The sequence below is a fragment of the Rhodovarius crocodyli genome, from assembly GCF_004005855.1.
Classification (GTDB): Bacteria; Pseudomonadota; Alphaproteobacteria; order Acetobacterales; family Acetobacteraceae; genus Rhodovarius; species Rhodovarius crocodyli.
In genome coordinates, this window is sequence record NZ_SACL01000001.1 from 439,494 (window position 1) to 465,351 (window position 25,858).

A 25,858-nucleotide genomic window follows, 5' to 3' on the forward strand; every position below is an offset into this window, starting at 1 on the left:
CGCCGGGCGCACTTGCCCAAAACCCGCCATGCGGCTATGCCCCCGCGCGAAAACCCGAGGACTTTCCCATGGCCACCGAGCAGACCTTCAGCATCCTGAAGCCCGACGCGACCCGCCGCAACCTGACCGGCGCCATCAACGCCGTGTACGAGAAGGCCGGCCTGCGCATCGTCGCCCAGAAGCGCATCCAGATGAGCCAGGCGATGGCCGAGACCTTCTACGGCGTCCACAAGGAGCGTCCGTTCTTCAAGGACCTGGTGTCCTTCATGATCTCCGGCCCCGTGGTGGTGCAGGTTCTCGAGGGTGAGAACGCCGTGGCCCACCACCGTGAGCTGATGGGCGCCACCAACCCGGCGAACGCCGCCGAGGGCACCGTGCGCAAGCTGTTCGCCGAGAGCATCGAAGCCAACTCCGTGCACGGCTCCGACAGCCTGGAGAACGCCGCGATCGAGATCGCGTACTTCTTCGCGGGCTCCGAGATCGTCGGCTGAAGGCCGCGGGCAGGTTCGGCTGACCAGCCGGGCGTTCTGCCGCTTTTGAAGGCCGTCGCGCTCCTGGCGCGGCGGCCTTTTTCATGCGCTTACCCCTGGCGGCAGTCCCGCCCCCTGCCCTACACCGGACGGGACCAATGAAAGGACTGCCCTGCATGACCATCACGCGCTACGCCGAGGAACCCCGCCTGTCCGGCGCCGTCGCCCATAACGGCGTGCTGTACCTGGCCGGCCAGGTGGCCGACGACGCGACGCTGGATACCGAAGGCCAGACCGCCGACATCCTGGCGCAGATCGACGTGCTGCTGGCCGATGCCGGCACCGACAAGTCCCAGCTGCTGTCCATCACCTGCGTGCTGGCCGACATCAAGGACGCCCCCAAGATGAACGCCGCCTGGGACCGCTGGATGGACAAGGCCAACAAGCCGGCCCGCATGACCATCCAGGCGCCGCTGGTGAACCCCGACTGGAAGGTCGAGATCACGGGCATCGCCGCCATTCCGGGTGCGGCCGCGCTGCCGCCCAAGGCCGACGTCGGCACAGGTGGCTGAAGGCCACCACCTTCGCCGGAAGCACCGCCGCACCGCCCTGATGAACGGGGCGGTGACGGCATCGCTGATGCTGCTGGTGGCGGCCGCCGCCGGCGACCAGGGCTGGCTGTTCAGCGTGGCGGCGCTCGGCGTGGCCGCTGCCACCGTGCTCGCGCTGTATGTCGTGTTCCCCCAGGGCATGCTGTTCGCCCTGGGCGTGGCCAACGGGTTGGCCGTGTACATGTGCCTTTATGTCGTGATCGGCCGCAGCGCCTTTCCCGATGCCCTGCCCTGGGCACGGCCGGTGGGCTTCGTCATGCCCGTCGCCGCCTTTCTGAGCGCCTGCCTGTACTGGCGCAGTTCGCTGCGACAGATCGCCTCCGAGGGATTGAACGAGGCCGACATCACCCATCTGCCGCGCTTCCTGCGCTGGTTCGTGCTGTGCGGCGTGGTGGGGGTGCTGTCGCTGTCCTCGCCCTTCAACCGCGAGAGCCCGCAGGTGCAGACCGCGACGCTGTTCCTGGCGATGGGCGTGATCTCGCTGATTTCCATCGTGTCGGTGCGCGATGTGGTGCGGCTGCTGGTGGATGTGGCCGCCATCCTGACGCTGGTCGCGCGCCGCCTGCGCTTCCTGATGGTGCCGATGGCCACCTATGTCAGCCTGTTCACCATGATGGCAGTGGCCTTCGGCTGCTTCTACCGCATCGCGGACGGGCTCTCGCGTGAGCCGCTGTTCCGCTCCCACGACGTGATGGCGCGCATCGACTTTTCCGAGGCGCTGCACTTCTCCGTCGTCACGCTGACAACGGTGGGCTACGGCGACATCATGCCGGTGGATGACGGCATCCGCATCCTGGCGGCCATCGAAATGGTGACCGGCCAGTTGCTGCTGCTGTTCGGCTTTGCCGAGATCATGAGAAGCCGCGGGCGCGCGGAGTAGAGTCCACGCCCATTCAGGTCCGGGATGGGCGTGGACCCTAGGCGCGCCTCAGATTCCACACGAAGGGGTTCGGCCCCTGCAGCACGTCCTGCAATTCGCGGCGGAAGGCCGTGCGCAGGCGGAACAAGCCGGTCGGCGCGATGGGCACCGCCTCCCACGCCAGTTCCTGCAAACGCTGCATGGCCTGGGCCTGGCCGGCGGCATCCGGTGCGTCGATCCAGGCCTGGACCTGCTCCTCCACCCCTGAATCCTCCGGCCAGCCGGGCCAGGCATTGGCGCCGTTCATGCGGATCACCCAGCTGACGGCCGGGTTGGCGATGGTGGCGGCGGGCGCGTTGGTGTTGTGCAGGTTCCAGCCGCCCTGCGGCCCGGGGGCCCGGTTCGCGCGCCGGGCCAGGATGCTGGGCCAGTCGCTCTCGACCGGCTGGATGTTCACCCCCAACCGGCGCATCAGCTCCACCGTGATGCGCCCCTGCTGGGTCACGGCCGGGAAGTCGGTGGGGTTGATGTGGATGATGGGCTCGCCGTTGTAGCCGGCCTCCCGCAGCGCCGCGCGGGCGCGGTCCATGGCGGCGTCACCACGGGGCGCGGGCGGGAACTCCATCGCACCCGGCAGGCCGCAGGGGAACATGGAATGGCATTCCTGCCAGTCCTGCGGCAGCGCCACCGCCTGCATGAAGTCCGGCTGCACGATCACGTCGCGGATGGCGCGGCGCACCCGCACATCGTTGAACGGCGCGTGCAGATGGTTGAAGCGCAGGAAGCCGAGGAACCCGTTGGGATCATAGATCTGGGTGCGAGTGCCGCGATCGCGCTCCAGCACCGGCACCAGGTCAGGCAGCGGGTACTCGATCCAGTCGATCTCGCCGGTGCGCAGGGCGGCGGCGGCGGTGCCGCCATCCGGGATCCAGACCAGCTCCAGCCGGTCGAAATGCACGCGCTTGCCGCCGCTGGCCGCATCGGCGGGCTCGTCGCGCGGCTTGTAGTCCTCGTTGCGCAGATAGACGGACCGGCTGCCCTGCACATATTCGGCGGGCTGGAAGCGCCAGGGGCCGCTGCCGATCATCGCATCCGGCCCCAGCGCGCGGTCGCCGGGCGTGCTAGCGAAGCGTTCCGGCATCATGAAGCAGGGTGAGGCCCCGGGCTTGGCCAGCGCATCGAACAGCGCGGGAAAGGGCCGGCGCAGGCGGAACTGGATAGTGCGGTCGCCGGTGGCGCTCAACTCCTCCGTCACCCGCATCAGCACACCGCCGAAGCCGTCGCGGCTGGCCCAGCGGCGGATGCTGGCCACGCAATCGGCGGCGCGCACCGGTTCGCCATCATGCCAGCGCAGGCCGTCGCGCAGCGTGATGGTCACGCGCCGGCCGCCATCCTCCACCGTATGGCCCTCGGCCATCTGCGGGTGGGCGCGCAGCGCGCGGTCGGCGCCATACAGCGTGTCGAACACGCAATAGCCGTGGGTGGTGATGATGGTGCTGGGGTTGAAGATCGGGTCCAGCACGGCCAGCGAGGATTGCGGCATGAAGCGCAAGGTGCGCTGGCGCGGGCCCACGGTCTGGCCCCAGGCAGCGGGGGCAGCGAGCGCGGCCCCCAGAATCGAACGGCGCAGCATGCGCGCTTCCCTCCCAACGACGACGACAGGAGGGGCGGATCGTGGCGGCCGCTGCGTCCCCATCCCTACGCCGGTATCAACCGGATCAGGTTCCGCGGGTCGCGAGGTAACACTCGCCTCTCAGCCCTGTCTCGGGCTCCCCGTGGTGACCCGGCCATTGTGCGTGGGTGGGGTTGGGGGCGCAAGCGCCCCCGGTACTTCAGGCGTTCAGCGCGGCCACGCCCGGCAGTTCCTTGCCTTCCAGCCACTCCAGGAAGGCACCGCCGGCGGCCGACACATAGGTCATGCGCTCGGCCACACCCGCATGGCGCAGGGCGGAGACGGTGTCGCCGCCGCCGCCGATGCTGGCCAGCTTGCCGGCCTCGGTCAGCTTCGCCACTTCCTGCGCGACCGTGACGGTCGCCTTGTCGAAGGGCTCGATCTCGAAGGCGCCGAAGGGGCCGTTCCACACCAGCGTCTTGCACTCGGCCAGCTTGGCGATGACCGCCGCGACCGAGGCCGGGCCGACATCGAGGGCCATCTGCCCGGCGGGCACGGCGTTGGCGGGCACCACGGTGTTGGCGGCATTCGCCTTGAACTCGGCAGCGGCCACCAGGTCCACCGGCAGGATCACCTCGCAGCCGCGCGCCTTGGCCTTTTCCAGGATCTCGCGCGCGGTGTCGTGCATCTCGGCTTCCTGCAGGGACTTGCCGACATCGGCACCCTGCGCGGCCAGGAAGGTGTTGGCCATCGCACCGCCGATGATCAGCACATCCACCTTGGCGGACAGGTTCCCCAGCAGGTCCAGCTTGGTGGAGACCTTGGCACCGCCCACGATGGCCGCCACCGGGCGCTGCGGGCTGCCGAGGGCCGCATCCAGCGCCTCCAGCTCGGCCTGCATCAGCCGGCCGGCATAGGCGGGCAGGATGCGGGCCACACCCTCGGTGCTGGCATGGGCGCGGTGGGCGGCCGAGAACGCGTCGTTCACGAAGGCATCGGCCAGCTTGGCCAGGCCCTGCGCCAGGGCCGGGTCGTTCTTTTCCTCGCCCTTATGGAAGCGGGTGTTCTCCAGCACCAGCACATCGCCGTCCTTCATGGCGGCGACGGCGGCCTCGGCATCCGGGCCCACGCAGTCATCGGCGAAGGCGACGGGCTGGCCCAGCACTTCGGACAGAGCGGTGGCCATGGGCTTCAGCGACATCTCGGGCACGCGCTGGCCCTTGGGGCGGTCGAAGTGGCTGCACACGATGACCTTGGCGCCCTTGCCCACCAATTCCCGAATGGTCGGCGCCAGGCGCTCGATACGGGTCAGGTCGGTAATGCGACCGTCGCGCACGGGCAGGTTCAGGTCGGCGCGCAGCAGCACGCGCGCGCCTTGGGCGTTCAGGGCATCGATGGTCTTGAAGGCCATGGGTTCTTCCATCCGGGAATGAGGATTTTCTTGGTGAGAAGGCAGTAGCATTCGCGCCGGGGGGCTGCCAGCGGTGGCTAGGTCGCGCGATCGCGCGGTGCCTGCGGGGCAGGCGTAGCCCGCGGCGTCAGCTGCAGGATGGTCTGCAATTGCCCCGCGGTGTTGCCGTTGACCACCGCGCTGTAAGGCCGCCCGGCCTCCAGCAGGAATTGCTGGGACCGCACATGCGGGCTGTTGCCCACCGTTCCGATCTGGAAGCGGATGTTCGCCTCGCGCAGCCGTGCCTCGAGCTGGGTGATGACCGCGCCCGCATCGGCGCGCGGCACGATCAGGGTGCAGATGCCGTTCTCCTCCACCGCCAGGATCATGCCCGCATCGGGAACGGAGACATTGTAGACGGTGGGCGGCATGACGCCGCGCCAAAGGCGCTGGGCGTATTCCGGCGGAACCGGGCGGATGCCGGTGCGGGCCAGCATGTCCCGCAGCGTGTCCGGACGCCCGGCATGGCGCACGCAATGGGTGACGAAGGTGGCGGCACCCCGTTCAGAGGTGCTCTCGGGGGTGCCCTGCGCCAAGGCCGCCACGGGCACCAAAACGAGCAGCAGGCCCAGGCGCATCGCCAGTCCCCCCAAAAGAAAAGGGGGCGTTTCCGCCCCCTTCCGTCTTACAGGCTGCCGAACAGCGCCGCCGTGTCGGACATGCGGTTCGAGAAGCCCCACTCGTTGTCGTACCAGCTCATCACGCGGATCAGCTTGCCGCCGTCCAGGCTCTGGGTCTGGGTGGCGTCGAAGGTCGAGGAATGCGTGTTGCCGTTGAAGTCGATCGACACCAGCTGCTCGGTCTCGTAGCCCAGGATGCCCTTCAGGTAGCCCTCGGAGGCCTCCTTCATCGCGGCGTTCACCTGTTCCTTGGTCACGCCGTCGACCGCCAGGTTCACGTCCAGCGACACCAGCGACACGTTCGGCGTCGGCACGCGGATGGCGGTGCCGTCCAGCTTGCCCTTCAGCTCCGGCAGCACCAGGCCCACGGCCTTCGCCGCACCGGTGCTGGTCGGGATCATGGACACGGCGGCGGCGCGGGCGCGGCGCAGGTCCTTGTGCAGGGTGTCCACCGTGTTCTGGTCACCCGTATAGGCATGGATGGTGACCATGTAGCCGCGCAGGATGCCCCACTTGCTGTGCAGCACATGCGCGACCGGCGCCAGGCAGTTGGTGGTGCAGGACGCGTTGGACACGATCTTCATGTCCGCCGTCAGCGTCTTGTGGTTCACGCCGTACACGATGGTCGCGTCGGCATCGTCGCCGGGGGCGGAGATCAGCACCTTGCGGGCGCCGGCCTTGATCAGCTGGCCGGCCTTCTCCTGGCTGGTGAAGATGCCCGTGCACTCCATCGCCACGTCCACGCCCTGGAACGGCACCTGGGACGGATCGCGCTGGGCGCTGACGGTGATTGGGCCATAGGTGCGGCCGTTGCGGGTGATGGTGATGGTCTGGCCTTCGACCTTCACCTCGCCGTCGAAGCGGCCGTGAACGCTGTCATACTTGAACAGATGGGCATTCGCCTCGACCGAGCCGAGATCGTTGATGGCCACGCATTCCACATCGGTGCGGCCGCTTTCGATCATCGCGCGCAGCACCAGACGACCGATGCGGCCGAAGCCGTTGATGGCAACCTTCACAGCCATAGTCCGTCTCTCCTCAGAGTCGTTTCTGTACCGCCGCGACCACCGCGGCGGGGGTAATTCCGAAATGCTCGTACAGGGTCTCGGCCGGGGCCGAGGCACCGAAGCCGGTCATGCCGATGAACACGCCATCGGGGCCCAGCAGGCTGTCCCAGCCGAAGCCGAGAGCTGCCTCGATGCCGACGCGCAGCGCGGTGCCCAGCACCTCGGCGCGGTATTCGGGCGCCTGGGCGTTGAACAGCTCCCAGCAGGGCAGAGAGACGACGGCGGTCGGAATGCCCTCGGCCTCCAGCGTCGCGCGGGCGGTCATGGCCAGCGAGACCTCGCTGCCGGTCGCGATCAGCGTGGCGCGGCGCGGGCCCGAAGCCTCGGCCAGCACATAGCCGCCGCGGGCGGAGCGGTTCTCACCGGCATCGTCGCGCAACGCCGGCAGGCCCTGGCGGGACAGCGCCATGATGGACGGGCCATCCGCGCGGCGCAGCGCCAGTTCCCAGCACTCGGCCGTCTCCATGGCATCCGCCGGGCGGAACACATGCAGGTTCGGAATGGCGCGCAGGGCGGGCAGGATCTCGACGGGCTGGTGGGTCGGCCCATCCTCGCCCAGGCCGATGCTGTCATGCGTGCCGACATGGATCACCCGCGTGCCCATCAGCGCCGCCAGGCGCAGGGAGGGACGGAGGTAATCCGAGAAGATCAGGAAGGTGCCGGAATACGGGATGATGCCGCCATGCAGCGCCATGCCGTTCATCGCGGCGGCCATGCCGTGCTCGCGCACGCCCCAATGGACATAGCGGCCGGAAAAATCGCCCGGACGCACGGGCGGGATGCCCTTCACGTCCGTGTTGTTGGAACCGGTGAGGTCGGCGGAACCGCCCACCATCTCCGGCACGTTCGGCACCAGGGCGGTCAGGGCCTGCTGGCTGGCCACGCGGGTGGCGAGCTTGGGCTTGGTCTCGGCCAGCTTCTGGCGGTGGGCGGTCAGCGCCTCCTGCCAGTTGTCCGGCAGCTTGCCGGCCATGGCGCGCTCGAACTCCGCGCGCATCGGGTGCTTGGCCAGGCGCTTCAGCCAGGAACGGCGGGTGCCGCTGCCACGGCTGCCGGCCTGCTCCCACAGGGCCTTGATACCCTCCGGGATCTCGAAGGGCGGGTGGTTCCAGCCCAGCGCCGTGCGCACGCCCGCGATTTCCTCGGCACCCAGCGGCGCGCCATGGCTGCCGGCGGTACCGGCCTTCTTCGGCGCGGCGAAGCCGATGATGGTGCGGCAGGCGATGATGCTGGGCTTGCTGCTGCGCTGCGCCCAGCCGAGCGCGCCGGCCAGTTCCTCGGGGTTATGCCCGTCGATGCGCTTCACCGCCCAGCCATAGGCCTGGAAGCGCTTCAGCACGTCCTCGGTGAAGGAGACGGCGGTGTCGCCGTCGATCGAGATGTGGTTGTCGTCCCACAGCACGCACAGCTTGTTCAGCTTGTAGTGGCCCGCCAGCGACGCGGCCTCGTGGCTGATGCCTTCCTGCAGGTCACCGTCGGAGGCGATGACCCAGGTGCGGTGGTCCACCAGAGACTTGCCGAAGCGCGCGGCCAGCATGCGCTCGGCCATCGCCATGCCCACGGCGGTGGAGATGCCCTGGCCCAGCGGGCCGGTCGTCATCTCAATGGCCGGGTGCTCCCCGAACTCGGGGTGGCCGGCGGTCGGGCTGTGCAGCTGGCGGAAGTTCTTGATGTCCTCGATGCCCATGCCGGCATGGCCGGTCAGGTGCAGCAGGGAATACAGCAGCATGGACCCATGGCCGGCCGACAGCACGAAGCGGTCCCGGTCGGGCCAGCGCGGGTCGGCGGCGTCGAACTTCAGGGCCTTCGTGAACAGGGCGGTGGCGGCATCGGCCATGCCCATCGGCATGCCGGGGTGGCCGGACTTGGCTTTCTCGACCGCATCCATGGCGAGTACCCGGATGGCATCGGCCATGCGGCGTTCCTCGGTCACGGGTCGGGCCAGCAGCACGGCCTGGGCCGCCAGAGCGGCGCTGTTGTCAGAGGGGATGTCGGAGGCGGCCAAATTCATCACTCTCTCGGGTGCGCGCGGTTCTAGTAGCGGCGCAATGGGCCTTGGGCAACCACATGGCTGGTGCCACAAACCCGCAAAGCCGCGTGATCATTGAAGGAGAGCCCCATGACCGTGCCCGCAGCCCAGGTTTTCCGTGTGCCGATGCGCCATCCGGGCGATGTCTCGGGCATCGAGGCACTGTTCGAGGCGGGGGCTGCGATTCCCGCCCAGGTTGTAGCCATCCTGGCCAAGACCGAGGGCAACGGCTGCGTGAACGACTTCACCCGCGCCTACGCCGTGCAGTCGCTGGAGATGATGCTGCACAGGCATGGGGTCACGGCCGACGTCGCCCTGGTCATGTCCGGCGGCACGGAGGGCGGGCTTTCCCCACACTGGATCGTGTTCGCGGTGGGTGAGGCAGCGGCCCCCGCGCCGGGCGGCGCCCTGGCCATCGCCAGCGCCTTCACCCGCGACTTCCTGCCCGAGGAGCTGGGCCGCATGCCCCAGATCCGGGAGACGGCTGCCGCCGTGCGCGCGGCCATCGCCCAGGCCGGCATCACCCGGGCCCATTATGTGCAGGTCAAATGCCCCCTGCTGACCAATGAGCGCATGGCCGATGCCGCGGCGCGCGGGCAGAGCGTGGCCACCACCGACACCTATGCCTCCATGGGCCTGTCGCGCGGTGCCTCGGCGCTGGGCGTGGCGCTGGCGCTGGGCGAGGTGGACGAGGCCGCACTGTCGGACGCCGTGGTGGGTGAGGACTGGTCGCTGTTCTCCGGCGTCGCCAGCGCCTCGGCCGGGGTGGAGCTGACACGGAACGAGGTGGTGGTGATGGGCATGGCCCCGGGCTGGGGCGGGGATTTGGCGATCGCCCATGACGTGATGGCGGATGGCATCGACTTCCCCGCCGTGCAGCGCGCGCTGGCCGCCGCCGGGCTCGGCGCCCCCGGCCAGCTTTCCGAGGCACAGCAGGCACAGGCGGTGGCGGTGCTGGCCAAGGCCGAACCCAGCACCACCGGCCGCATCCGCGGCGCGCGCCACATCATGAACGACGACAGCGACATCAACGCCACCCGCCATGCCCGCGCGCTGGTGGGCGGCGTGATCGCGGCGGCGGTGGGCCGGACGGAGCTGTTCGTCTCGGGCGGCGCGGAACACCAGGGGCCGGATGGCGGCGGGCCCGTCGCCGTGATCGTGCGGCGTTAGAGGAAAGCGGCCTGCATCAGGCGCTGGGTATATTCCTCACGCGGGGTCGCGGTCAGCGCCACGGCCTCGCCTTCCTCCACCATGCGCCCGTCCTTCATCACCATGATCCGGTGCGCCATGGCGCGCACCACGCGCAGGTCATGGGAGATGAACAGATAGGCCAGCCCATGCTTCGCCTGCAGCCCGCGCAGCAGTTCCACCACCTGCGCCTGCACCGAGACATCCAGCGCCGAGGTGGGTTCATCCAGCACCAGCAGGCGCGGCTTCAGCACCAGGGCGCGGGCGATGGCGATACGCTGGCGCTGCCCGCCCGAGAACTCATGCGGGTAGCGATGCACCATCTCGGGTGAGAGGCCGACCTCACGCAGCGCCTCGACCACGCGGGCCTCGCGCGCCGCCGCCGACAGGCCGGGCTCATGCACGGCCAGCCCCTCGCCGATGATCTCCCCGGCGGACATGCGGGGGGACAGGCTGCCATAGGGGTCCTGGAACACGATCTGCATGCGTGAGCGCAGCGGGCGCAGCTCCGCGCGCGACAGGCCCTGGGTCTGGCGCCCCTCCAGCGTGATGGCGCCGGTGCTGTCCTCCAGCCGCAGCAGCGCCAGGCCCAGCGTGGTCTTGCCGCTGCCCGATTCGCCCACGATGCCGAGTGTCTCGCCGGCGCGCAGGTCGAGCGAGACGCCGTCCACCGCCTTCACATGCCCCACCACCCGGCGCAGCAGCCCGCGCTTGATGGGGAAATGCACCGCCACCTCGCGTGCCTGCATCACCACGGGGGCGTCGGCGGGCACCGGCTCCGGGCGGCCGCTGGGCTCAGTGGCCAGCAGCATGCGGGTATAGGGGTGCTGCGGGTTGGCGAAGACCTCGGCGACAACGCCCTGCTCCACCACGCGGCCATCTTTCATCACCACCACCCGGTCGGCCTGGCGGCGGACGATGCCCAGGTCATGGGTGATGAGCAGCATGGCCATGTTCAGCTCGGATTTGAGCTGCTTCAGCAGGGCCAGGATCTGCGCCTGGATGGTCACGTCCAGCGCCGTGGTAGGCTCATCCGCGATCAGCAGGCGCGGGTTGTTGGCCAGCGCCGCCGCGATCATCACCCGCTGCCGCTGCCCGCCAGACAGCTGGTGCGGAAAGGCGCCGAGGCGGTCCGTCAGCTGCGGCAGGCCCGCGCGGGTCAGGGCGGCCTTCACCTCGGCCTCCAGCGCGGCGCCGGAGACATCGCGATGCAAGGTGATGGCTTCGGAGACCTGGCGGCCGATGCTGTGCAGCGGGTTCAGGCTGGTCATGGGTTCCTGGAACACCATGCCGGCCACGCCGCCGCGCAGGCGGCGCAGGGCGGCCCCATCGGCCTTCAGCACCTCCACCCCATCCAGGGTGATGCGCCCCTGCGGGTTGCTGCCGCCTTGCGGCAGCAGGCCCAGGCAGGACAGCGCGGTGACGGATTTGCCCGAACCGGATTCGCCGACCAGCGCCACCACCTCACCGGGTTCGACGGTGAAGGAGACGCCCTCCACCACGGTGCGGCCGCGAAAAGCGACGGAGAGGTTCTCGACCGAGAGCAGGGTCATCACAGCCCTCCTGTCTTGCGGGGGTCGAAGGCGTCACGCACGGCCTCGCCCACGAAGGTCAGCAGGGACAGCACGCCGCCCAGCACCACGAAGCCGGTGAAGGCCAGCCAGGGCGCCTGCAGGTTGTTCTTGCCCTGGTTCAGCAGCTCACCCAGCGAGGGCGACCCCGGCGGCAGGCCGAAGCCCAGAAAGTCCAACGAGGCCAGCGCCGTGACGGAGCCGGACAGCGTGAAGGGCAGGAAGGTCAGCGTGGCCACCATGGCGTTGGGCAGGATGTGGCGGAACATGATGGAACGGTCCCCCACGCCCAGCGCCCGGGCCGCGCGCACATAGTCCAGGTTGCGCCCGCGCAGGAACTCCGCGCGGACCACCCCGGTCAGGCTCATCCACGAAAAGATCAGCAGGAAGACCAGCAGCGTCCAGAACCCCGGCTGGATCACGCTGGACAGGATGATCAGCAGGAACAGCTGCGGCATGCCGGACCAGATCTCGATGAAGCGCTGGAACAGCAGATCCGTCGTGCCGCCGTAATAGCCCTGGACGGCGCCCGCCGCGATGCCGATGGCGCTGGCGATGATGGTGAGCGTGAAGCCGAACAGCACCGAGATGCGGAAGCCGTAGATCACCCGGGCCGCGACATCACGCGCCTGGTCGTCCGTGCCCAGCCAGTTGCGGGCGCTGGGCGGGCTCGGCGCCGGGCGCCCCAGGTCCCGAACCACCGTCGCGTAGGAATACCGAATGGGCGGCCACAGCGCCCAGCCGTGCTCCGCCACCTGGCGCTGCAGCTCGGGGTCATGCCAGTCCGCATCGGTGGGCAGGCCGTCGGGCAGGACGTCGCTCTCGGCATAGTTCACCGCGACCGGGAACAGCCAGTTGCCGTCGACCCGCGCGACCAGCGGGCGGTCATTGGCCACCACCTCGGCGCAGAGTGTCACGGCGAACAGCGCCAGGAAGATCCACATGGACCACCAGCCCCGCCGGTTGGCGCGGAAGTTCTGCAGGCGGCGGCGCGTCAGCGGGGAAAGCGTCATGCGGGCGTCAGCCGGAAGCTGAGGGTCTCACGCGGGGCATCCGCCAACGCCGCCCGCATCGCCTCGGCATCGGCATAGGGGCCGCGCAGGCGCAGCGCCTCGCAGGAGACGGTGAATTCGGGCACCGCCAGCGGCCAGGGGTCCAGCACGGCATGGAAGGGCGACACGCGCGTCAGGGTCGGCCCGCCGCAGGGGAAGCTCTGCTTGCCCCAGCACAGGCCGAGCGCGATCGCATCCACCATGGCCAGGTTCAGCGACAGGGGCGCCACCTGCTCCTCCGTCACGCCCAGCTTCTGCATGATCTCGGCGCCCCAGACGCTTTCGCGCGCGATGTAGCCCAGCAGGGCCGCCGTCGATTCCGGGCTGGGGTCACGCAGGATGCCCATGCGGTAGATGTGGCTGCCATGGCGCAGGACCAGCAGCCCCGCCCACAGCCCCCAATTGGCCAGGGCGAGGCGCACCCCGTTCTCCCACATCGGCACGTGCTGGAAGCCGGGCACGGCGTTGAAGGCGCGCGGCAGCCCGGTCGAGGCATCGAATTGCGGCGCCTGTTCCCAGCCCTGCCAGGCGACATCGTGCTGCACGGCGGCGTTCACGACATGGGAGAAGGGTTCCGGCCGTTCGGCCAGGTTCGCCATCAGCGCGCCCGCCATCACGGCATGGGCGGGCTGCGGGGTGGCCAGGGTGCTGCCGTCGGGTTGGGGCCACAAAATCATTCAGCGCCGCCCTTCGAAATCTATACGCGGGTCCACCAGCGTGTAGGTGAAGTCGCTGACGATCTGCATCAGCAGCCCCATGAGCGTGAAGAAATACAGCGTGCCGAACATCAGCGGATAATCGCGCCGGATCGCCGCCTCGAAGCCCAGCAGGCCGAGGCCGTCCAGCGAGAAGATGATCTCCACCAGCAGCGCGCCGGTGAACAGGATGCCGATGAAGGCCGCGGGAAAGCCCGCGATGATGATCAGCATCGCGTTGCGGAACACATGGCCGTACAGCACGCGGTGTTCCGTCGCGCCCTTGGCGCGGGCGGTCTGGACATACTGCTTGCCGATCTCCTCCATGAAGGAGTTCTTGGTCAGCATGGTCAGCCCCGCGAAGCCGCCGATCACCAGCGCCACGGTGGGCAGCACCATGTGCCAGGCATAGTCCAGCGCCTGCTGCCACCAGGGCCAGTCCTCGGCGCCGGAGCTCAACAGCCCGCGCAGCGGAAACCACTGGAAGAAGCTGCCGCCGGCGAACAGCACGACCAGCAGCACCGCGAACAGGAAGCCCGGAATGGCATAGCCCACCAGCACCACCGCCGAAGTCCAGAGATCGAACTTCGACCCATCATGCACCGCCTTGCGGATGCCGAGCGGGATGGACACCAGATAGATGATGAGCGTGGACCACAGCCCCAGTGAGATGGAGACCGGCATCTTCTCCCACACCAGGTCCCAGACCGGGCGGTCCCGGAACAGCGAGCGGCCCAGGTCGAAGCGCAGATAGCCCTTCAGCATCTCCCAGAAGCGCACATGGGCAGGCTTGTCGAAGCCGAAGGTGCGCTCGATCTCGCGGATCACGGCGGGGTCCAGGCCCCGGGCGCCGCGATAGCCGCTGTTCTCGTTGTTGCCGGTCGGGCGCCGCACCTCGCCCCCGCCCTCGCCGGTCAGCCGGCCCATGGTCTGGCCCTGGCCGCGCAGCTCCTGGATGGCCTGTTCCACAGGCCCGCCCGGCGCGAATTGCGCGACCGCGAAATTGATCAGGATGATCCCGAACAGTGTCGGGACCAGCAGGGCCAGCCGGCGAAGGAGATAGGCGCCCACCCGGAATTACCGCCGGGCTTCCTGCAGCGCCCTGTCCTTGGCCGCATCGACCCACCAGGCGGACGGGAAGCCCAGCCCGTAGCGCGGGTTGCGCTCCGGCTTGCCGAAGCGGTCCCACCAGGCCAGCAGGAACTCGCGGCTGTGCCAGTTGGGAATGACGTAGTGGCCCCACAGCAGCACGCGGTCCAGCGCATGGGTGCGCACCAGCAGCTCCTCGCGGCTGGGGGCGTTGATCACCTGTTCCACCAGCGCGTCGATCACGGGGGTGCAGATGCCCGGAATGTTCTGGCTGCCGTGCTCATTGGCCTTGCCGCAGCTGAAATAGTCCCGCTGCTCGTTGCCCGGCGACAGGGACTGGCCCATCACGTCCACGGTCATGTCGAAGTCGAAGGCGTCGATCCGCACGCGGTACTGCGCGGGGTCCACCGTGCGCACGCTGGCCTCGATGCCCAGGCGCTGCAGCCATTGCACGAAGGGCAGGGCCACGCGCTCGAAGGTGGGGCTGTCCAGCAGGATCTCGAAGCGGAACTGCTGGCCCTGGGCATTCACCAGCTTGCGGTCGCGCACCGTCCAGCCCGCCTGGCGCAGCAGGTCCAGCGCACGGCGCAGCCCCTCGCGGTTGTTGCCGGAACCGTCGGTGACCGGCACGCGGAAGGGTTCGGTGAACAGGCGCTCCGGCAGTTGCGCGCGGAAGGGCGCCAGGATCTCAAGCTCACGCCCCTCGGGCACGCCGCTCGAGGCCAGTTCGCTGTTCGAGAAATAGCTGGTGGTGCGGGCGTAGCTGCCGAAGAAGATGTTGGCGTTCAGCCATTCGAAGTCGAAGACCTGCACCAGCGCCTCACGCACGCGCACATCCTGGAAGATGGGCCGGCGGTTGTTGAAGGAGAAGGACTGCATGCCGGTCGGGATCTCGTGGCGGATCGCCTCGCGCTTCACAAGGCCCCGGCGCATGGCCGGGAAATCGTAGCCCGTGGCCCAGTCGCGGGCCACGTTCTCGCGCCGTGCGTCCACCTGGCCGGCCTTGAAGGCCTCAAAGGCCACGGTGCTGTCGCGGAAATACTCGAACCGCATGGAGGCGAAGTTGTTGAGCCCCTTCGCCGTGCCCAGGTTGCGCGCCCAATAGTCGTCGACGCGCCGATAGGTGACGGAACGGCCGCTTTCGAAACGCTCCAGCCGGTAGGGGCCGCTGCCGAGCGGGATTTCCGTCAGCGGGCGGGCGAAATCGCGGCCCTCCCACCAGTGCTTCGGCAGCACGGGCATCTGGCCCAGCACCTGGGCCAGCTCGCGGTTCTCGTTGTTCTTGAAGCGGTAGACCACGCGGCGCTCGCCCTCGGCGCGCACCGATTCCACATCGCCCCAATAGGCGCGGTAGAAGGGCCGGCCCTGGCGCACCAGCGTCTCGAAGGTCCAGACGACATCGGCGGCGGTGATGGCGCGGCCATCATGCCAGCGAGCCTCGGGCCGCAGCTCATAGGTCACGCCCAGCCCGTCGGCCGGCAGCTCGATCACGGCGGCCAGATGGGCGTATTCCGTGCTGGCCTCATCCTGGGAGGAGGAGGTGAGCGTGTCGTAGAGCAGGCTGGAACCCGCCGCCGGCGCGCCGCGCAGGATATAGGGGTTGAAGCTGTCGAAGCTGCCCACGGCCCCGAAGGTGACATCGCCGCCCGAGGGCGCCGCGGGGTTCACCCAGGGCCAGTGCGGGAAGTCCGCAGGCAGGGCCGGGTCACCCTGCAGGGAGATCGCGTGCACCCGCCGTGGTGCCGTCCCGCCCTGCGCCAGGGCTGGGGTGGCCAACGGGGCAGCCAACGGGGCAACCAGGGGTGTCGCGAGCAGGGCACGGCGTTTCATGCTGGAAGAATTGGCCTTTCCCGGCGGCGGGCGCAACCGCCGGATGGAAATCCCTCCACTTTCGCGCGGCTCAGTGGCTGTGCCGCGCGCCCGCCCCCTGCACCGGCAATTGCACGGTGATGCTGCCCGCGCGCTCGAACACCAGCGTCACCGGCACCTGGGCGCCCTGCTCGAAGGGCTGCTTCAGCCCGATGAACATCAGGTGGTTCCCGCCCGGCTGCAGAGTCACGGCGGTGCCGGCCGGCAGCTCGATGTTCTCCACCGGGCGCATGCGCATCACGTCCCCGTCGCGCATGTGGGTGTGCAGTTCCACCCGGTTCGCGGCGGGCGAGGAAGCGGAGAGCAGGCGGTCACCGGCGGCGCTGCGCAGGGTCAGGAAGCCCGCGCCCTGCCCGCCCGCGCGCGCGGCGCGGGTCCAGGGGCTTTCCACCGTCACGGCGGGGGTCTGAGCCTGGGCGGCGAGGGGGGCCAGCAAGGTGGCGCCCAGCAGCAGGCGGCGAGTGGTCATGGTGTGGTCCTTTCAGAAACTGGCATTGGCCGGGCGGTCGCCGCGGGCCTCGATACGGGCGGCGGCACGGGCCAGGCGGACGGTGTCGGCGGCGGCCTTCATGGGGTCACCGGCGGCGCATTGCTGGCGCAGATCATGCAGCCGGGCGGTCATGGGCGCCATCTCCCCCTCTCGGGCATGGGGGGTGGCGGCGTCCAGCGCCTCCTGCGCGGCCGAGATTCCGGCGGCGCAGACCTCGGTCATGGCACGGTCCATCTCCTCCGGGTCGCAGGCGGCGGCCGGGACGGAGAGCAGCAGGGCCAGGGCCAGCAGACGCTTCATGGGCAGGCGCTTCATGGGCGGTTTCCTATCCGCAGGATGGGGGCGGGGCTGCGGCTGCCGGCGGGTTCCACCCAGTCATGGCGGGCGCCGCCCTCGCACAGCTGCACGACCGGAAAGGCCAGGCTGGCGCCCGGCGCGTCAGGCGTGCGGATCATCAGCACGAACTCGTCGTAATGGGCATCGGGCAGCGGGCCGCCCTGCCAGGTGATGGTGGCCGGCGCCTCACGCGTCAGGCCGTGGCCGGTCGAGGTCGGGCGTTCCAGCGCGCGGGTCGTGATGGCGATGGTCCAGCCCGGCTTCACCATGGGCCGGGCCTGCACCACGCCCTCGGGAAGGCGGATCTCGATGCCCGTGGTCGCGGCCCCCGCGCAGCCGTGGCCCACGCGGAAGGCGATGCGCTGGTAGGTCGCGGCGGGCAGTTCCGCCGCATCCATCACGACATGGGCCTGCGCCGGCAGGGCGACGATCAGGGGAAGAAGATATTTCCACATGGTTCAGTACCTTACCTGCACGCCGGCATAGATGGTCCGGCCATAGCCGGCCTCGAACAGCGCGGATGTGGGTGATGCCAGCGTGGTGACGGAGGCGGAGGAGATGTAGCGGCGGTCGCCCAGGTTGCGGGCATCGAGGAATACCCCCACCCGGCCGTCGAGCAGATCCGCCCCGGCCCGCAGGCCGAACAGCGCATAGGGATTGCTGCGCAGGGTGTTGGCGTTGTCGGCGTAGAAGCCCTCCGGCACCACATCGACGTTCGGCGCGATCCAGAAGCCGCTGGCATGGCGATAGCGCAGCTCACCGCGCAGCACGTGGCGCGGCACGCCCGGCAGCTGGTTGTTGCGGTAGGTCCGGTCGCCGTCGAACTGGAAATCGCTGTAGGTGTAGGTCACGCGGCCGGACAGCGTGTCGTTCTCGCTCAGCACGCCGCGCCCCAGCGTGGCGCCCAGCCCCAGCTCGATGCCGCGATGGATGGTGCGCCCGGCATTCTGCGCGTAGCTGCTGCCGGAGGTCGGGCCCGCCAGCAGCTGGATCTCATCCCGCAGCCAGGAGTGATAGGCCGCCACCTCCCAGTTGACGGCGCCGTAGCTGCCGCGCGAGCCCAGCTCCACCGTCGCCGCCCGCTGCGCCTTGAGGCCCGAGAAGCCGCCGCCCAGCGGCAGGATGCCGGTCAGGTCGGTGATGGTCGGTGCCTCGGTGGACCAGGTGACGTTGGCATAGGCCTGGGCCTGCGGCGTGATCTGGTACAGCACGCCGAAACGCGGGTTCACCCAATCCCAGTTGCCCGAGCCGCTGGAAGCCGGCGTCAGCAGGTTGCGGCTGGAGCGATAGGCGGAACCGGCCTGCAGCCCGGCCACCAGGCCCAGGTTCGGCAGCACATATAGCGTGTTCTCGAAGAAGCCGTCCGCCGTGCGGGCGCTGTTCTCGGCGGCATAGGTCTGCGCGCCGCGACTGCCATAGACATTGACGAAGCGGCGGTCGTTGATCGTGCCCTCGGTGTAGTTCACGCCGAAGGTGGTGACGTTGCGCAGGCCGAGGATGGAGGTCTCGACCGCGCCGCGCGCGAACAGCACCCAATCCACCGTGTGGTTGTCCAGCACCTGGAAGATCGGATGGTTCAGGTGGCGGTCGACCAGGCTGGCGCCGACCTCGAAGCGCACGCCCTCGGCCGGGCGGATCGAGGTGATGGTGCCGAAGCGGTAGCTTTCGACATTGCGCTGGTAGTTGAGCGCCTCATTGTTCGCCAGCGGCCGCTTCGGCGCCCGCAGCGCTGCCTGACGCGACACCGCGCCGGGGATTTCCTGCCAGATGTTGTTGTAGCCGAAGACAACCCGTGTCTCGACCTGATCGTTCCAGCGGTACAGCACATTGGCGTTCAGCCGCCGCTGCTGGCCGGAGCTGTGCCGGCGGAACCCGTCATCGTAGGCGTTGGTATAGCTGACATAGGCATCCACCGGCCCGAACACGCCGCCATAGGCCAGTTGCCCGCGCGCGAACCCGTAGCTGCCGCCCTCTGCCCGCGCCGAGAAGCCGCGCGCCGAGGACCCGGTGTTGGTCACGAAATTGACCGCGCCGCCCAGCGTGTTCGCGCCCAGCCAGAAGGCATTGCCGCCGCGATAGACCTCGGCCCGCTGGTAGGCGAGGGGGTCGATCTCCGCCAGGTCGCCGCTGCCATCGGCCTGGTTGAGCGGAATGCCGTCCTGATAGAAGCGGATGCCCCGGATGTGGTTGTTGCGGGCCAGGCCCGAGCCGCGGATCGAGATGCGCGAATCCTGCCCCCATTTCGGTTGGGCAAACACGCCCGGCGTATTCTCGAAGATTTCCCGCACGCCGGTCCCGCCGGCGATCTCCTGGAATTCCTGCGCGGGAACCACGGTGTTGTTGCCAGGGCTGGACCACAGGCGCAGCCGGGCGGTGGTGTTGTCCTCCACCGCGCCATAGTTCGTCAGGCTGGGGGCGGGGGCGGTGACTTCCAGCGCGGGAATGGCGGTCTGGGCGAAAGCGCCGGAAGCCAGCGCGAATGGCAGTGGCGCGGCCAGCAGCGCGCGCTTGAGCATGGACATGGTGTGTGCGTTTCCAACAGGACTGAACTGGCGCGCCGCCCACCCCGGAAAGGGCGGCGATCGCGCGGTGAGCGGTGTTCAGCCGATGGAAGGTGGGGCCCTGGGTTGGGCCGGGGGGGCGCGCGCCTGCGCCGGCAGCGCATGGGCCGGGGCAGCCACCCAGGCGATGCCCAGGCGGATCCAGGCCGGGCGCGGCAGCACGGGCGCCGGCAGGTCCGCCACGGCGGGCAGCGCGGCGCAGAGCGGGCAGAAGCCGTGCATCGCCTGGGCCGCGTCGTCAGGGTCGCCCAGCGCGATGGAGATGCTGCGGCCGGAACTGTCAGGCCCGCAGATCACGCCATGCAGCGTGTTGGCGTTGATCGCCCCGATGCACAGCGCAGGCGCCAGCACGGCCTGGAGCAGAAGCACCAGTGCCAGCAGCCGCGCGAGAGGGAGCGGGGTGCGCCTCATTCCGCCTTGTTAGCGGGATGCGGCGGGGCGCTCAACCGGCGAAGGCGTATGGATGCGGCGGGATCAGCCGGGCGGGCCGTTCGGGAAGCTCCCTCCGCTGCGCCAACTCATAGTCGACCTCGGGCACATAGGTCGCGCATTCCTTGCCCAGCAGCGAGGAGAACAGCGTGAAGCTCTCCACCTCCACCGGCCGGGCGCGGAACAGGTTGTGCGTCTGCAGATAGGAGACGACCTTGCCGGGGTCGGCCTGCTCCACCCTTGCCAGCGAGACGTGCGGGGCAAAGCGCCTGCGCTCGGCCGAAAGGCCCGCGCGGCGCAGCGCCGTCTCTATCTTGTTCTGCAGATGGGTCAGGCTGTCATTGCGTTCGGCCCCCACCCACAGGGTGCTCGGCCGGCCCAGCCGCTCGAACAGGCCCAGGCCATGCAGGGAAAGCTCGAAACCCCGGGCACGGATGCCGGCCAGCGCCTCGTCGATCTCCTCGGCCTGCCAGTTCTGGACCTCGCCGATGAAGCGCAGTGTCAGGTGGTAGTTGGCGGGGCGGATCCACTTCGCGCCCGAGATGCCCGTGGCGATGGCGGACAGTTCCTCACGGAGCTGATCCGGTAGGGAGAGGGCGACGAACAGTCGCAGTGGCATGGCAGCCTCCTTAACCCGATTCGCAGCCCGATTGTGCGGTGCAGGGTGGGAAGGGTTCAAGCAAAGTTATTGAGTGGTCCTACCGCGCCACCCGGTCCAGCAGCCGCTCCACATGGGGCAATATGCCATCCACAACGATCCCCACCCCCTGCTGGTTGGGGTGAATGCCGTCGGCCTGGTTCAGCGCCGGATTGCCCGCGACGCCTTCCAGAAAGAACGGATACAGCATCGTGCCCGGTCGGGCGGCGGCCAGCTCCGGATAGATCGCGTTGAATTCACGGCCGTAATCGGCGCCGAGGTTCGGCGGGGCCAGCATGCCGGCCAGCAGCACCGGCAGGTTGCGGGCGGCCAGCTTGTACAGGATGCCGGCCAGGTTCTGCCGCGTGGAGGCCGGCGGCAGCCCCCGCAGCCCGTCATTCGCGCCCAGTTCCAGGATCACGGCCTGCGGGTTCTCGGCCAGCGACCATTCGACCCGCGCGAGCCCGCCCGCGCTCGTATCGCCCGACACGCCGCCGTCCAGCACCCTCACCTGGCGGCCCTTGGCGGCCAGCGCGGCCTGCAGCCGCGGCACGAAGCCCTGGCCGGGAGGCAGGCCATAGCCGGCGGTCAGGCTGTCACCCAATGCCAGCAGCCTGACGGGCTCCTGGCCTGTCCCTTGGGCGGAAACCGCCAGCGGAAACACAGAGAAACCGATCACGACCTTTTGCAGCGCAACGCGCCGCCCATATCCTGTCCTCATGGACATCGTGCAATCCGACCCTTCCGCCGTGGCTCCGGTCATCCAGGCGCATGACCTGACCTTTGAGGTGGCGGGCCCGGCCGGCCGCGTCAACATCTTGAAAGGTGTCGGCATGCAGGTCGGACGCGGTGAGGTTGTGGGCATCGTGGGCCCCTCCGGCTCCGGCAAGACGTCCCTGCTGATGCTTCTGGCCGGGCTCGACAAGCCGAGCGGCGGCACGCTGTCCGTGGCGGGCCACGCCCTGGCCGGCATGGATGAGGATGCGCTGGCCCGCTTCCGGCGTGAGGAAGTGGGCATCGTCTTCCAGTCCTTTCACCTGGTGCCGACCATGACCGCGCTGGAGAACGTCGCGATGCCGCTGGAATTCGCGGGCGACGACGGCGCCTTCGCCAAGGCCGAGGCCGCCTTGACCTCCGTGGGCCTGGGCCATCGGGTGCATCATTACCCGGGCCAGCTCTCGGGCGGCGAGCAGCAGCGCGTGGCCGTTGCCCGCGCCTTCGTCGCCACGCCCAGCCTGATCCTGGCCGACGAGCCCACCGGCAATCTGGACCGCGCCACCGGCCAGCATGTCATGGAACTGCTGTTCGGCCTGCGGGAGCGCCACGGCACCACCCTGGTGCTGATCACGCATGACCCGGCCCTGGCCGCGCGCTGCGACCGGCAGTTCCACATGCAAGACGGCATCCTGACCGAGCAGGCGGTGCTGCCCGCATGAAGAACTGGCTTCTGGGCCTGAAGCTCGCGGGGCGGGAACTGCGCGGCGGCACGCGCGGCCTGCGGGTGGTGCTGGCCTGCCTGGCGCTGGGCGTGGCCGCCATCGCCGCCGTAGGGTCGCTTCGCGCCGGCATCCAGGCCGGCATGCAGGCCGATGGCGCCCGCATCCTGGGCGGCGATTTCGAGATCCGCGGCGGCTACCAGCCGGTGCCCCAGGATGTGATCGCCTGGGCCACGGCACGGGGCGCCCGGCCTTCTCATGTGCTGATGACGCGCGCGATGCTCATCGCGCCCTCGGGCGAGCGCACGCTGGTCGAGCTGAAACTGGTGGATGACGCCTATCCGCTCTATGGCGCGCTGGCGCTGGAGCCGGCAGGCAATATCGCCCCGGGCACGCTGGCCGTGGAACCGGCCGTGATGGAGCGCCTGGGCCTGCAGCTGGGCCAGGAAATGCGCGTGGGCGAGGCCCGGCTGCGCCTGGCCGCCGTGATCGCCGAGGAACCGGACAAGGTCGCCTCCCCCACCATTTTCGGCCCGCGCGCCATGATGTCGCTGGCCGATCTGCCGGCCAGCGGCCTGGCCCAGCCCGGCAGCCTGATCAACCACGAGATCCGCTTCCGCCTGCCGCCGGGCGCCGATGCCGCCGCCTTCACCCGTGACCTGCGCGCGGCCTTCCCCGGTGCGCCATGGCGCCTGCGCCTGGCCAGCCAGGCGGAGCCGGGCGTGAACCGCTTCCTGGACCGCGCCGCCAGCTTCCTGACGCTGGCCGGGCTGACGGCCCTGCTGGTGGGCGGCATTGGGGTCGCCACCGGGGTGCGCGCCTGGCTCGACAGCCGGGCACGCACCATCGCCACCCTGCGCTGCATGGGCGCCCCCGCCGGGCTGATCTTCGCCACCTATCTGTGGCAGATGCTGGCGCTCGCGGTGCTGGGCATCGTGATCGGGCTGGTCGCCGGCTGGGGGCTGACGGCGCTGGCCGCCTGGGCGCTGTCCGGCGTGCTGCCGGTGCCGCCCTCTCTGCGGCCCTATCCGGAGCCGCTGCTGCTCGCCTCGCTCTACGGGTTGCTGACGGCGCTCACCTTCTCGCTGTGGCCGCTCGGGCGCGCGCGGGAAGTGCCGGGTGCGGCCCTGTTCCGTGAGGGCGCGAGCCTGGAGGCCAAGGGCTGGCCGCGCTGGTGGCTGGTGGCGCTGAACCTGGCGCTGGTGGCCGCCCTGGTCTGGCTGGTGGTCGCCACCGCGGAGCAACGGGCCTTCGCCCTGTGGTTCTGCCTGGGCGCCGCCGCCGCGCTGGCGCTGTTCAGGGCCAGCGGCTGGGCGCTGATGCGGGGTGTCACCGCCCTGCCCCGGCCGCGCACCGCCGCCTGGCGCATGGGCCTCGCGAACCTGCATCGGCCCGGCGCGCCCACGCCCATCATGGTCATCGCGCTGGGCATCGGGCTGACCACCCTGGCCGCCATCGGGCAGATCCAGGGCAATCTGCGCGCCGCCATTTCCGACGAGATGCCGGCCGCCGCCCCCAACTTCTTCTTCATCGACATCCAGCCCAGCCAGGTGGAGCAGTTCGAAGGGCTGGTCCGCCGCGAGCCGAGCGTGACCGAGATCCGCCGGGTGCCCTCCCTGCGCGCGCGCATCGTCTCGGTGAACGGCGTGCCGGCCGACCAGGTGCGCGCCACGCCCGAGACCGCCTGGGCGCTGAACGGCGACCGGGGCCTGACCTATACCGGCCCCATGCCGGCCAATACCCGCCTGGTGGAGGGCGAATGGTGGGCGCCCGACTATCGCGGCACGCCGCTCGTCTCCTTCGATGCGGTGGTGGCGCGGGGCTGGGGCCTGGGCGTGGGCGGCACCGTGGTGGTGAATGTGCTGGGCCGCGACGTGACGCTGCAGGTCGCGAACCTGCGCCAGGTGGATTGGCGGGGGCTGGGCCTGAACTTCACCATGGTCGCCTCGCCGGGGCTGCTGGAGGCAGCCCCCCACACCCACATCGCCACCGTCCGCAACGATCCGGCGCGCGATGTCTCCCTGCTGCGGACCGTGACGGACGCCCTGCCCAATGTCTCGGGCGTGCGCGTGCGTGATGCGCTGGAGGCGGTGGCCGGCCTGCTGGGCCGTCTGGGCGGCGCGTTGACGGCGGTGGGCAGCGTCACGCTGCTGGCCGGCATGCTGGTGCTGGGCGGCGCGGTCGCGGCCGGCCAACGCCGCCGCGTGCGAGAGGCCGTGGTGCTCAAGACCGTGGGCGCCACCCGCGCCCAGATCCGCCATGCCTTCCTGGTGGAGTTCGGGGTGCTGGGCGTCGTGGCCGGGTTGCTGGCCGCACTGGCCGGCACCGCCGCCGCCTGGGGGGTGGTGCGTTTCGTGATGCGGCAGGACTGGGTGTTCCTGCCCGGCGTGCTCGGCACCACCGTGCTGCTGTGCCTCGGCCTCACCCTCGCCTTCGGCTATGCCGGGACCGCGCTGGCGTTGCGGGTCAAACCGGCGCCTCTGCTGCGCAACGAATGAGCAGCATCTCATCAGGCCGTAGGATTTCCGGCTCAACCTCAGCGGGAAATCCGACCGCGACGCTTGAGAACAAGCGGCAAAACGCGCATCTGGGTCTGGCTTACAGCGGCGCTTCGATGCATCGCGATTAATCGGCGTTGATTCTCATTACAGGTTCTCCATATAATGGACCTGAACCGGGGCTGAATCCCCGTCTGGATAAGGAAGATCGAGAGCCATGGCTCTTCAACCCGACTACCGCTACGGCGCCGCTCCTGGCTGGGGCCGCGCCTCCGCCGCCGACGCAGCCAGCATCGACGCCGGGCTGCGGAGCTATATGCTGCGCGTATACAACTGGATGGCCAGCGGCCTGCTGCTGACCGCCATCGTTGCCTACGCGATCGCCTCCATCCCCGAGGTCGCCCAGCTGTTCTACACCGTGGTGCGCACCCCGCGCGGCATCGGCGTGGCGCCGACCATCCTGGGCTGGGCCGCCGTCTTCGCGCCGCTCGCCTTCGTGCTGGTGCTGAGCTTCGGCATCAACCGCATGAACAAGACGACGGCGCAGGCGCTGTTCTGGCTGTTCGCGGCCGCCATGGGCGCCAGCATGTCCAACATCTTCGTGGTCTACACGAAGACCAGCGTGGCAAGCACCTTCTTCGCCACCTCCGGCATGTTCGCGGCGATGAGCCTGTGGGGCTACACCACCAAGTCGGACCTGACCCGCATGGGCAGCATCATGATGATGGGCCTGTTCGGCATCATCATCGCCACGCTGATCAACATCTGGCTGGCCAGCCCCGCGCTCGCCTTCGCCGTGTCGATCATCGGCGTGGTCGTGTTCTGTGGCCTGACCGCCTACGACACGCAGCGCATCAAGGCCGACTACGTCGAGTACAGCTACGCCGAGGGCACGGATGAGGCCGCGAAGCGTTCCGTCATGGACGCGCTGGGCCTGTACCTGAACTTCGTGAACCTGTTCCAGCTGATGCTGCAGTTCATGGGCGTCCGCAACCAGGACTGATCCCTGGCGCCGGCGCGGCATACCGGCCCCGGAGAGGCGAAAGCTTCTCCGGGGCTTTTCTATTTCCGGGCACCTTAAATGCGCTCAAGCCCGCGCGGGCCAAAGGTCACGGATGGTCATCCTTCTTCATGACGACGATCACGGGATGCGCGGCCCGATGACCGAAGCAGACGGTTCGTGAAGCCGGCACCCCGAGGAAGATGACCTCGGCATATGATGAGCGCCCATATTACCGCCCCACCATCAGCGGTCCGTCCGCGGGATCGGACATCGTTGACCTGCCCTC

At 69.5% G+C, this 25,858-nt stretch carries 24 protein-coding genes and 1 riboswitch; of the genes, 7 read left to right on the forward strand and 17 right to left on the reverse strand.

Annotated elements, in window-relative coordinates; all coding sequences use genetic code 11:
* The first annotated feature begins 68 nt into the window (after nt 1-68).
* From ndk to EOD42_RS02090, 3 genes are all read left to right on the forward strand, one after another.
* The gene (gene ndk, locus EOD42_RS02080) at nt 69-491 is read left to right on the forward strand and encodes a nucleoside-diphosphate kinase (protein ID WP_127785441.1); all 423 of its coding nucleotides are present in this window, start codon (nt 69-71) and stop codon (nt 489-491) included.
* 155 nt (nt 492-646) lie between these two features.
* Nucleotides 647-1,042 carry a RidA family protein gene (locus tag EOD42_RS02085; RefSeq protein ID WP_127785443.1) on the forward strand — a complete coding sequence of 132 codons (396 nt, stop codon included), beginning with the start codon at nt 647-649 and terminating at the stop codon, nt 1,040-1,042.
* Nucleotides 1,035-1,961 carry a potassium channel family protein gene (locus EOD42_RS02090; protein WP_127785445.1) on the forward strand — a complete coding sequence of 309 codons (927 nt, stop codon included), beginning with the start codon at nt 1,035-1,037 and terminating at the stop codon, nt 1,959-1,961. Before EOD42_RS02085 ends, EOD42_RS02090 begins: the two co-directional genes overlap by 8 nt.
* A 37-nt stretch (nt 1,962-1,998) precedes the next feature.
* Here EOD42_RS02090 and EOD42_RS02095 read toward each other — a convergent pair whose 3' ends face one another.
* The 5 genes from EOD42_RS02095 to tkt form a co-directional block, all read right to left on the reverse strand.
* The gene (locus tag EOD42_RS02095) at nt 1,999-3,573 is read right to left on the reverse strand and encodes an ABC transporter substrate-binding protein (protein WP_127785447.1); all 1,575 of its coding nucleotides are present in this window, start codon (nt 3,571-3,573) and stop codon (nt 1,999-2,001) included.
* Nucleotides 3,574-3,618: 45 nt separating this feature from the next.
* A riboswitch (TPP riboswitch) is annotated at nt 3,619-3,726 on the reverse strand.
* Between the two features lie 46 nt (nt 3,727-3,772).
* Entirely contained in the window at nt 3,773-4,963 is a 1,191-nt protein-coding gene (locus tag EOD42_RS02100; RefSeq protein WP_127785449.1) for a phosphoglycerate kinase, read from the reverse strand.
* 77 nt (nt 4,964-5,040) lie between these two features.
* Nucleotides 5,041-5,580 carry an NMCC_0638 family (lipo)protein gene (locus EOD42_RS02105; protein ID WP_127785451.1) on the reverse strand — a complete coding sequence of 180 codons (540 nt, stop codon included), beginning with the start codon at nt 5,578-5,580 and terminating at the stop codon, nt 5,041-5,043.
* Nucleotides 5,581-5,627: 47 nt separating this feature from the next.
* Nucleotides 5,628-6,647, reverse strand: a complete 1,020-nt coding sequence (gene gap / locus EOD42_RS02110; RefSeq protein ID WP_127785453.1) for a type I glyceraldehyde-3-phosphate dehydrogenase — start codon at nt 6,645-6,647, stop codon at nt 5,628-5,630.
* A gap of 13 nt (nt 6,648-6,660) precedes the next feature.
* Nucleotides 6,661-8,700 carry a transketolase gene (tkt, locus tag EOD42_RS02115; protein ID WP_240654782.1) on the reverse strand — a complete coding sequence of 680 codons (2,040 nt, stop codon included), beginning with the start codon at nt 8,698-8,700 and terminating at the stop codon, nt 6,661-6,663.
* A 108-nt stretch (nt 8,701-8,808) separates the two neighbouring features.
* Here tkt and atzD point away from each other — a divergent pair, with 108 nt between their 5' ends.
* Nucleotides 8,809-9,888 (forward strand): cyanuric acid amidohydrolase, encoded by a 1,080-nt coding sequence (atzD, locus tag EOD42_RS02120; protein ID WP_127785454.1) that lies wholly within the window; start codon nt 8,809-8,811, stop codon nt 9,886-9,888.
* Here the strand turns inward: atzD and EOD42_RS02125 are convergent.
* The 12 genes from EOD42_RS02125 to EOD42_RS02180 form a co-directional block, all read right to left on the reverse strand.
* Complete coding sequence (locus EOD42_RS02125; RefSeq protein WP_127785456.1) at nt 9,885-11,459, reverse strand: ABC transporter ATP-binding protein; 1,575 nt, start codon at nt 11,457-11,459, stop codon at nt 9,885-9,887. The genes atzD and EOD42_RS02125 overlap by 4 nt on opposite strands.
* A complete protein-coding gene (locus EOD42_RS02130; RefSeq protein WP_127785458.1) occupies nt 11,459-12,490 on the reverse strand; it encodes an ABC transporter permease in 1,032 nt (343 codons plus the stop codon). Before EOD42_RS02130 ends, EOD42_RS02125 begins: the two co-directional genes overlap by 1 nt.
* Nucleotides 12,487-13,206, reverse strand: coding sequence for a DUF3891 family protein (locus tag EOD42_RS02135; RefSeq protein WP_127785460.1), 720 nt, complete (start codon nt 13,204-13,206; stop codon nt 12,487-12,489). Before EOD42_RS02135 ends, EOD42_RS02130 begins: the two co-directional genes overlap by 4 nt.
* Nucleotides 13,207-14,295: a microcin C ABC transporter permease YejB gene (locus tag EOD42_RS02140; RefSeq protein WP_127785462.1), complete on the reverse strand. Its 1,089-nt coding sequence runs from the start codon at nt 14,293-14,295 to the stop codon at nt 13,207-13,209.
* Nucleotides 14,296-14,301: 6 nt separating this feature from the next.
* Nucleotides 14,302-16,143 (reverse strand): extracellular solute-binding protein, encoded by a 1,842-nt coding sequence (locus EOD42_RS02145; protein WP_127785464.1) that lies wholly within the window; start codon nt 16,141-16,143, stop codon nt 14,302-14,304.
* A 70-nt stretch (nt 16,144-16,213) separates the two neighbouring features.
* Entirely contained in the window at nt 16,214-16,651 is a 438-nt protein-coding gene (locus EOD42_RS02150) for a copper chaperone PCu(A)C (protein WP_127785466.1), read from the reverse strand.
* A 12-nt stretch (nt 16,652-16,663) separates the two neighbouring features.
* Nucleotides 16,664-16,987: a hypothetical protein gene (locus EOD42_RS02155; RefSeq protein WP_127785468.1), complete on the reverse strand. Its 324-nt coding sequence runs from the start codon at nt 16,985-16,987 to the stop codon at nt 16,664-16,666.
* Nucleotides 16,984-17,463 carry a YcnI family copper-binding membrane protein gene (locus EOD42_RS02160; protein WP_127785470.1) on the reverse strand — a complete coding sequence of 160 codons (480 nt, stop codon included), beginning with the start codon at nt 17,461-17,463 and terminating at the stop codon, nt 16,984-16,986. The genes EOD42_RS02155 and EOD42_RS02160 overlap by 4 nt, the downstream gene beginning before the upstream one ends.
* Before the next feature lie 3 nt (nt 17,464-17,466).
* A complete protein-coding gene (locus tag EOD42_RS02165; protein WP_127785472.1) occupies nt 17,467-19,530 on the reverse strand; it encodes a TonB-dependent receptor family protein in 2,064 nt (687 codons plus the stop codon).
* 78 nt (nt 19,531-19,608) lie between these two features.
* The gene (locus EOD42_RS02170) at nt 19,609-19,980 is read right to left on the reverse strand and encodes a DUF2946 family protein (RefSeq protein ID WP_127785474.1); all 372 of its coding nucleotides are present in this window, start codon (nt 19,978-19,980) and stop codon (nt 19,609-19,611) included.
* 31 nt (nt 19,981-20,011) lie between these two features.
* Nucleotides 20,012-20,617 carry an RNA 2',3'-cyclic phosphodiesterase gene (gene thpR / locus EOD42_RS02175; protein WP_206020218.1) on the reverse strand — a complete coding sequence of 202 codons (606 nt, stop codon included), beginning with the start codon at nt 20,615-20,617 and terminating at the stop codon, nt 20,012-20,014.
* A gap of 79 nt (nt 20,618-20,696) precedes the next feature.
* Nucleotides 20,697-21,314, reverse strand: a complete 618-nt coding sequence (locus EOD42_RS02180) for an arylesterase (protein WP_240654785.1) — start codon at nt 21,312-21,314, stop codon at nt 20,697-20,699.
* A gap of 40 nt (nt 21,315-21,354) precedes the next feature.
* Between EOD42_RS02180 and EOD42_RS02185 the strand changes: the two genes are divergently transcribed.
* The 3 genes from EOD42_RS02185 to EOD42_RS02195 all read left to right on the forward strand — a co-directional run bounded on the left by EOD42_RS02185 (nt 21,355) and on the right by EOD42_RS02195 (nt 25,572).
* Nucleotides 21,355-22,071 carry an ABC transporter ATP-binding protein gene (locus EOD42_RS02185; RefSeq protein ID WP_127785478.1) on the forward strand — a complete coding sequence of 239 codons (717 nt, stop codon included), beginning with the start codon at nt 21,355-21,357 and terminating at the stop codon, nt 22,069-22,071.
* Complete coding sequence (locus tag EOD42_RS02190) at nt 22,068-24,569, forward strand: ABC transporter permease (RefSeq protein ID WP_127785480.1); 2,502 nt, start codon at nt 22,068-22,070, stop codon at nt 24,567-24,569. The genes EOD42_RS02185 and EOD42_RS02190 overlap by 4 nt, the downstream gene beginning before the upstream one ends.
* A gap of 217 nt (nt 24,570-24,786) precedes the next feature.
* Nucleotides 24,787-25,572 carry a Bax inhibitor-1/YccA family protein gene (locus tag EOD42_RS02195; protein ID WP_127785482.1) on the forward strand — a complete coding sequence of 262 codons (786 nt, stop codon included), beginning with the start codon at nt 24,787-24,789 and terminating at the stop codon, nt 25,570-25,572.
* The last annotated feature ends 286 nt before the right edge of the window (nt 25,573-25,858 follow it).